We start from the raw sequence: 623 nt of genomic DNA, 5'->3' as shown, positions 1-623 counted from the left end.
GCCGAAGACCACCGCACGGTGATCGAACTGGGTGCGGCTCGACACCAGGGACCAGCCCACGTCCACCGGCGAGACCTCACCCGTGGCCAGCGGCAGCAGCCGCTCCGCCTGTCCCGCCAGGGCCTCCGGTGACTTCGCCGACAGCACCCACGGCACTGCGGGGAGCGCAGTCTCCGGCTGCTCCGTCCCGGCGACCGGTTCGGGCTCGGCCGATTCGAGGATGACGTGCGCGTTGGTGCCGCTGATGCCGAATGAGGACACGCCCGCTCGGCGCGGGCGATCACCGGTCTCCGGCCACTCCCGCGCCTCCGTGAGCAGTGCGACTGCTCCTGCGGACCAGTCCACCTTCGTCGACGGCTGGGCGGCGTGGAGGGTGGGCGGCAGGACTCCGTGGCGCATCGCCATGACCATCTTGATGATCCCGGCGACGCCGGCGGCGGCCTGGGTGTGCCCCAGGTTCGACTTGATCGAGCCCAGCCACAGCGGCCGCCCGTCCTCCGGCCGCTCCTGGCCGTACGTGGCCAGCAGCGCCTGCGCCTCGATCGGATCGCCCAGCGTCGTGCCCGTGCCGTGGGCCTCCACGGCGTCCACGTCCGCACCGGTCAGACCGGCTCCCGCCAGCG

Annotated in this window: 1 protein-coding gene; it reads right to left on the bottom strand. The window is 73.0% G+C overall.

What is annotated here, in order from left to right; genetic code table 11:
* Positions 1–623 (bottom strand): ketoacyl-synthetase C-terminal extension domain-containing protein (locus tag A2U95_RS22275; protein ID WP_166026034.1); only part of this gene is annotated, 623 nt, incomplete at both ends.

The organism is Streptomyces chilikensis, assembly GCF_001642695.1.
Taxonomy (GTDB): Bacteria; Actinomycetota; Actinomycetes; order Streptomycetales; family Streptomycetaceae; genus Streptomyces; species Streptomyces chilikensis.
The sequence above is the reverse complement of the archived record's forward strand: the minus strand, read 5'-3'. Positions and strand labels throughout refer to the sequence as shown.